The organism is Candidatus Paceibacterota bacterium (assembly GCA_035404205.1).
Lineage (GTDB): Bacteria > Patescibacteriota > Minisyncoccia > UBA6257 > JAVHQB01 > JAVHQB01.
In genome coordinates, this window is sequence record DAONGQ010000016.1 from 1 (window position 1) to 7,458 (window position 7,458).

Genomic DNA, 7,458 nt, shown 5'->3' on the forward strand with positions numbered 1-7,458 from the left:
TGGTCTTATTTTAGCGCCACTAAAACAGCTTTTGGTTTTATTTATTGGACATTTTCTAACGTGCCTATACCCTTAGTCATTTATAGTCTGGCTCTTCTCATTATTTATCGTCAATATATCTATTGGCCAGAAAAGAAAGTGTGGAAACGACAAGGATTTTGGTATTTTTTGTCAGCGCTTACTTATATGCCATTTATTTTGTTTCTGTATCCTTGGCCCTATGTAGCCGGGTTTTTGGACTACTATGTTTTCAGAAAAAGAAACGCCCAATGGATCAAAACTCCGAGGACAAGGGACTAGGGGATAAGGAAGCCAGGCTTGCGTAAAATGTCTAATGTCTAATGACCAAACCAAAACCCAGATTTTATTTTTTGATACTGTTTAGACTTTAAATATCGGATATTGAAAATTAAAAAAACTGCTCATTTGAGCAGTTTTTTAGTATCCCTAGTTAACTCTTTCTACATATTCGCCAGTATCAGAATTTATTCTTATAGTATCGCCTTCTTTTATAAAAAGGGGAACGTTAATTTCGTAGCCAGTTTCTATTTTTACGGTTTTCATGGCTCCGGTAGCCGTATTGCCCTTTATAGCTGGCATAGCTTCGGTGACCAACATTTCTACCTTGGGAGCAATTTTAAAATCAAATATTTTCTCATCAATGCTCATAAGGCTGACGGGTATTTTTTCTTTCATAAAATGAATGCGGTTGCCGGCTGTTTCCAAAGGCAAGGTTATTCTTTCATTGGTTTTGGGGTCTTGAAACACAACATTGTTCCTGTCGTGGTAGACATAATTAGCGTTTCTATATTCCAAATCCATTTCATCGAATTGTTCTCCGGACTTGAAATTACGGTCCAGCACTTTACCGCTGATAAGGTGTTTAAGCTTTGTTTGGGTAAAGGAGGAGCCCTTTCCGGGTTTAACGAAAGCTACATCTACAATTTGGAAAGGTTCGTTATTAACCTTAATAACCATGCCTTTCTTAAAATCATTGGGACCAAGCATAGATAATATTTTTATTTTTTTATACCTGACTGGTGGGAAAATCTAAATATTCCCGTAAATCAGACAAGCCCAATAGTAACATAAAAAGTCGGTCTAGTCCAACAGCTATGCCGCTTGTAGGCGGTAAGCCTATTTTCAAAGCTTCGATTAAGTCATTATCTAAAGGAAAAACTTCTTTGCCGATTTTTCTTCTTATTTTTTGCTCTTCTTCAAACCGCGCCTGCTGTTCTTGCCCGTTAGTTAATTCAGAAAAACAATTGCCAATTTCTATTCCGCCTAAATAGCATTCAAATCTTTCTGTCCAGAAATTGTTTTTACTTTTTCTCTTGGCTAAGGCTCCTTGAGGCAGGGGGTAGTCGTAAATAATTAAGGGTTTATTCTTAGGGAATTTAGGTTCTATATAATTAAGGAATACGGAATAAAAAAGATCATTCCAATCGTTAATCTTGTCAACGCTGATATTTAACTTGGCGTTTTTAATAGCTCGTTTAAATCGTGCCACCGTTTGGCACGCATTTAAATCTAAATGAGCCCATTTTTTGTAAGCGTCGTTTACCTTTAATCTTGGCCATGGGGTTTTTAAATCAATCGCAACCTGATTATAAATCAATTCTGTTCCATGCCCTAGAGATTGATTAAGCGCAATAGTTAATAGTTCCAAATCATCCACTACTTGTCTGTAATCGGCAAAGGAGCGGTACCATTCCAAGAGAGTGAATTCGGCATTATGATAGGGGCTATTTTCCTCGTGTCCCCTGAAGCTTTTGGTTATTTCAAAAACATCTCCTACGCCAGTGGCTAAAAGTTTTTTTATGTTATATTCCGGAGAAGTAATTAGCCATCCTTCGGCTGTTTTAACAGGGTCCAAAAATGGCTCCATGCCCGGAATTGAATTTAACAAAGGCGTAGAAACTTCGGTAAAATTTTTTTTAATAAAAAAATCGCGAGTTGCTTGCATTAAAGCAGCTTTTTGTTTAATGAGTTTGACGCGAGCCGTATCGGTTACCCCCTTTTGCCAATTTTTACTGTTCTCGTTCCACCACGTTTCAAAATTAATTTCCGGCTCTTTCAGCTTTGTGATTTTCTCTGCCTGGAAGCCATCTATTAATTGCTTGCCTTGCAAAATAACTAAAGTACCCAAGGGTATAGCCGTTTTTTTAGTTAAGGTGAAATCTACTACTGTGTCAGCGGCTTTGAGAATGCCTTTTTGACAAGCGGGGTTATACTCTATAACCCTTCCCTTTAAAATCTGTCCTTTATTGTGTGTCATCATTTCAATTTTCCTAAGCACTATAGCTTAAATTGCATCTTTTGAGAAGGTAAAATACCGAGCTAATCCACAGTGATAAATGCTTTAAATATATTCGCTCAGAATATGATAACAACTTTATTAAACTATTGATTTTTTATTTTAATCATTGTAAGATACAAAAGCTTAGTAAGTTCATAAAGTTCATCAAGTTATAAAGTTATAAAGGGGAGCTCAGGATTTGGATTCTACTTTAAAAACTTTAAAAACCTTTCACTTTATAAACTAATACGCGCCCATAGCTCAATGGTAGAGCAGCAGCCTTTTAAGCTGTTGGTTGAGGGTCCGAATCCCCCTGGGCGCACAGGCAAGAAGTTCTTAAAATTTATCAAGTTATAAGGTTATAGACTGGGGCGCAGTGATTGGTTCTACTTTAAAAGTTTTCTTCTTTATAAACTTGCGTCCGTTTGACTTTGGAGCCGTTAGATGTTATATTATCTTGACTTAAATTTGATTAGTTTGTCTTGTTTATGCCGAACTCTACCCCAGAAAAAATAAATAACGGAACAACTGCTGGGACAACAACTCAGAGAGTTGCTACAAGCTTTAATTTAACTGGTATTGCCAAAGATATTTTAGCAGCGCTGACCCCAAAAAGCAGGGCTGTTTTAGAGATGCGTTTTGGCCTGGTAAATGATGAACCCCAAACTCTGGAAGCTATCGGTCAGGCTTATCACATTACACGCGAAAGAGTCCGTCAAATAGAAAATAATGCTTTCAGTTTAATTGATAAAAAAGAGCGCCCTGCTGATTGGACACTATTTGAGGATTTGGCTTTAACCGTTCTCAAGAATAATGGCGGCGCCATGGAAAGCGAAAGGTTTTATAAAGCCTTGGCTGATGAGTTGAATATGTCTAAGTCGGTGAAGCGCATGGCTAATTTCGCTCGCTTTTTCCTTAAATTGTCGGCCAATATTTGTCAAGAAAAAGATTCTGATAATTATTATAGCTATTGGCATCTGCAACATGATGATAGTTTTTACAAGAAAGATTACGAAACTTTTATTAAAAAGGTGATAGACAGATTACAGCAAGTGGGCGAGCCTGTGCCTTTTGACACTCTTTATAATTCAGCCAAAAATTGGTGGGCAAATCTTTCCGTGGCAGATTTTACTTCTTATTGTTCTATTAGTAAGCAAATTCAACGCAATCCTTTCAATGAATATGGTCTAACCAAATGGTATGAAATAAAACCGCGCGGCGTTAAGGATAGGGCTTATGCCATTATGAAACATGTTAAGAAGCCATTGCACTTCAGTGAGATTTCTAAATTAATTAATGAACCGGTAGCTATTAATGCCAGTGGAGAATTTATTTGGAATGATACCGATGGCGGAAATCTTTGGAAAAGAAATATTCAAGTGCAGACAGTTCATAATGAGCTGATTAAAGATAAGCGATTCGTTTTAGTGGGCAGGGGAATTTATGCTTTGACGCAATGGGGATATCAGCCGGGAACGGTGAGGCAAGTGTTGCAAAAAATACTTGGTGAAGCCAAAGAACCTTTGACTTTAGATGAAATCGTTAGCCGGGTCAAAGAACAAAGAGTCGTCAAAGATAATACTATCCTTTTGAATCTGCAGAATAAGAAATACTTTGCTAAGACGGCAGACAAACGTTATATGCTTAAAAAATAGTTTTTTTCGGTTTATGGGCTTTTTATTTTAAAGTAATTAAGCAGGCAATCATTTTTTGATTGCCTGTTTGCGTTTTGGTCCCTTTAGTCCTATTATTCTTTATATACTTATACGATGAATAGTTTAGGGATTTCGCTTTTAAATTTTCTGCTCAATATCCTCTCCATCATAGGCCGTTTTTTTGGAGAGTTTTGGTGGTTGATTTTACCGTTAATACTTATTCCCATTTACAGGGAGCTGGCGGCGGCCTACGATAAAAAGAAAAAAGCCGATGCTTTAGAATGGGCTAACCTTTTAATTATTCCCAGCCGAGATATTTTTAAAACCCCTAAGGCTATGGAAGAAGTTTTTTCGGCTCTTCATGCCGCTCCCGCCAAGGACCCTGTGCCAGATTGGTTCAGCTTTGAATTAGTCGGTTATAACGGGCAGATGTATTTTTATGTCAGGACTCTGAAAAAATATGTTGACTATATTAAGGCCCTGTTTTATGCCCAATATCCTACCAGTAGTATAGAGGTAGCCAAAGATTATTTTGATATTTGGCCGCCAATTGTGCCTGATAATAATTATAATTTCTGGGGGGCTGAATATATTCTTAAAGCTGATAGCGCTTATCCCTTAATCACTTATCCGGCATTTGAAGACCCCAAAGAGGAAAAAAGGTTAGACCCATTATCGTCCATAGCCGAGATAATGAGCAAGCTTAAAGACAAAGAACTATTGGCCTTAGAGATTGTTATTAAAGCTAGTGATGACAAGTGGAAAGAAAGCGGTTTAAAAATTATCAATAAGGCCATGGGGAGAGCAGAAGACCCAAAACCACTGACCTTTATGGCAGGGGTCATAGAATTTCTGGAAAACTTGTTATTAGGCGCTTTTCGACCGCCCAATTGGACAGAAATGAAAAAGGGAGAGCCCAAAAACACTCCTTTAAGTTCTGTAGAAAGGGAAGTTGCCGATAAGATAGGGGAGAAGATTGATAAGTTAGGTTTTAACGGCGGTATTAGAGCTTGTTACATTGCTCCCAAAGAAATTTTTTCTAAAACGACTAAATTTGCCGTGGAAAGCTATTTGAAACAATTCAGCACCCAAAATCTTAACTCTTTTCAGAGCAACGATGACATTAATATTTCCCTCAAGGGATTTTTCCACAGCGATGGTTTTGCTTTAAAGGGACGCAGTTGGTTTGCCGAGAGAAGGAATTTGATGCGTAAACGCAATTTGATGCAGAACTCTAAAAAACGCAATTTGCTGAAAAAGGGAAGTATCTTTAATGTGGAAGAACTAGCTACTATTTACCATCTTCCCATTAATGCCGTCCAGGCTCCTTCAATGGGCAGGCTGGTTAGTAATACGGGAAAGCCGCCGATTAATTTGCCAATTATTTCTGATTAAACTTATGGCTGATAATATTCCTATAAAAAAATCTTTTATCGTCGAAGATGAACAGCTCATTCCCTTGGGCTTAACTAATTTTAGGGGTGAATTAACTAAATTTGGAATTAAAGCTAAAGATAGGAGACGCCATATGTATATTATCGGTCAAACTGGCACCGGTAAAACTACCATAATGGAAAATATGGCTATAGCTGATATCAAAAATGGCTCTGGTTTAGGCATTATAGACCCGCACGGAGAATTTGCCGATTTGATGCTTGATTATGTGCCCGAGGAACGCATTAAAGATGTCGTCTATTTTAATCCTAGCGATTTAGATTGGCCTATTTCTTTTAATGTGATGGAAAATGTGGCTCCAGAGTCTCGTCACTTGATTAGTTCTGGCCTTATGGCGGTATTTAAGAAAATTTGGCCAGACGTTTGGTCGGCTCGAATGGAATACATCTTGAATAATACTTTGTTGGCCCTTTTAGAGTATCCTGAAACCACTCTTTTAAGCATCAACAGAATGCTAAGCGATAAGAATTATCGCCAAGTAGTCGTAGATTATGTAAAAGACCCTATGGTGAAATCTTTTTGGGTCAATGAATTCGCCAACTATAATGAAAAATATGCCCAAGAAGCGGTAGCCGCCATTCAAAATAAAATTGGCCAATTTATTTCCAATCCTTTAATTCGGAATATCATTGGCCAGAGACAAAGTAAAATCAACTTAAGAGAAATTATTGATAACGGAAAAATCTTGATTGTAAATCTTTCCAAGGGCTTGATAGGTGAAGATAATTCAGCCCTGTTGGGCGCTATCCTGATTACCGAGTTGCAATTAGCCGCCATGTCGCGCGTTAATGTTCCTGAAGCTGAACGCCCAGATTTCTATCTATATGTAGACGAGTTTCAGAATTTCTCTACTGATTCTTTTGCCAATATTTTGTCCGAAGCTCGCAAATATCATTTAAATCTTATCATGGCCCACCAATACGTGGCTCAACTCAATGATACTGTCCGCGATGCTATTATTGGAAACGTAGGGACTACGGTGCTATACCGTTTGGGCATAGAAGATGCTATGTATTTTGAAAACGAATGCGAACGCCAATTTAGCGCCATTGATATTTCCAATCTGCCTAATTTCAATTTCTATATGAGACTCATGGTGGATGGTTATATATCAGAACCATTTTCTGGCATAAATATTCCGCCCTTTGATAGAGTAAAATTTAATAACCGAGAAAAAATTAAGGAATATTCGCGCCATCTTTATAGCGATAAGCGGGAGGAGGTGGAGAAAACTATTAGCGATTGGAGTCTTTATAATTATGGCTTAGATATTGATAATCCTGCCGAAGCTAACGACGTCTCTAGTGTAAGGAGCAGTGGTAATGCAAAAGAAAAGGAAAAAACTCGCTGGGTGACCAAGTGCTCTCTGTGCGCCAAACCTATCAGTGTGCCTTTTGAGCCAGACCCTAATCGGCCAGTGTATTGCGCAGAATGTCTAGAAAAGATAAAAAACGGTGAAGTGGAAGCCTTGGATACTGTCACCAAAAATGTTATTCCCGCCAGTTTTACCGCCAGGCAAAATAAACACACTGGTAATGAAAAAACTTCTGCGACTAATCACCCCAATAAGCAAAAAGTGGATACCAAAAAACTAAAAAATATTTTAGATACCATCTTGGGAAAGTAAAATTTAAAGTCTAAAATTTAAAGTCTAAATAAAGTTCAAAGTCCAAGACCTAAGCAAGATTTATAAATTGAAAATTGTTCGCTCGAACTGGATATATATCTCTTGACAGAGCAGAAAAGGAACTTGTATAATAATAAGATTGTCACACATATATTTTAATAATTTTTTAGTAATAATTTTTATAAAAATATGAAACAAAAGAAAAAAATCAGTTTTCTTTTAGGCGCAGTTCTCATAGTTTCTGTGCTAATTGGATTCGGTGGCATACCTGCTATTTCCAATGCTGTTACTAGCGTATCTGGCCAAGCCGATACTGCCGCATTAAATACTCAGCTTATTCAGATGCTGATGGAAATGATTAAACAATTACAAGCCCAGCTTCAGCAACTAATAGCTGCTAAAACTAATACTACCATCCAATG

General features: G+C 37.5%; 7 protein-coding genes and 1 tRNA gene. 6 read left to right on the plus strand and 2 right to left on the minus strand.

The annotated features are described in order from the left end of the window. Positions 1-300: hypothetical protein (locus PK547_02510; GenBank protein HPR91581.1), on the plus strand; the 300-nt coding region annotated here is incomplete at its 5' end. Between the two features lie 147 nt (positions 301-447). Here PK547_02510 and efp read toward each other — a convergent pair. Both efp and epmA read right to left on the minus strand, forming a co-directional pair. Further along, positions 448-1,008: an elongation factor P gene (gene efp / locus PK547_02515; GenBank protein HPR91582.1), complete on the minus strand. Its 561-nt coding sequence runs from the start codon at positions 1,006-1,008 to the stop codon at positions 448-450. Positions 1,009-1,027: 19 nt separating this feature from the next. Continuing rightward, positions 1,028-2,281, minus strand: a complete 1,254-nt coding sequence (gene epmA / locus PK547_02520) for an EF-P lysine aminoacylase EpmA (protein HPR91583.1) — start codon at positions 2,279-2,281, stop codon at positions 1,028-1,030. Positions 2,282-2,549: 268 nt separating this feature from the next. Between epmA and PK547_02525 the strand changes: the two genes are divergently transcribed. The 5 genes from PK547_02525 to PK547_02545 form a co-directional block, all read left to right on the plus strand. After that, a tRNA-Lys gene (locus PK547_02525) sits at positions 2,550-2,621 on the plus strand. A gap of 166 nt (positions 2,622-2,787) precedes the next feature. After that, positions 2,788-3,954: a sigma factor-like helix-turn-helix DNA-binding protein gene (locus PK547_02530; protein HPR91584.1), complete on the plus strand. Its 1,167-nt coding sequence runs from the start codon at positions 2,788-2,790 to the stop codon at positions 3,952-3,954. A gap of 114 nt (positions 3,955-4,068) precedes the next feature. Then, positions 4,069-5,349: a hypothetical protein gene (locus PK547_02535; GenBank protein ID HPR91585.1), complete on the plus strand. Its 1,281-nt coding sequence runs from the start codon at positions 4,069-4,071 to the stop codon at positions 5,347-5,349. A 4-nt stretch (positions 5,350-5,353) separates the two neighbouring features. Continuing rightward, the gene (locus PK547_02540) at positions 5,354-7,036 is read left to right on the plus strand and encodes a type IV secretion system DNA-binding domain-containing protein (GenBank protein HPR91586.1); all 1,683 of its coding nucleotides are present in this window, start codon (positions 5,354-5,356) and stop codon (positions 7,034-7,036) included. A gap of 189 nt (positions 7,037-7,225) precedes the next feature. Beyond that, positions 7,226-7,458: hypothetical protein (locus PK547_02545; protein ID HPR91587.1), on the plus strand; the 233-nt coding region annotated here is incomplete at its 3' end.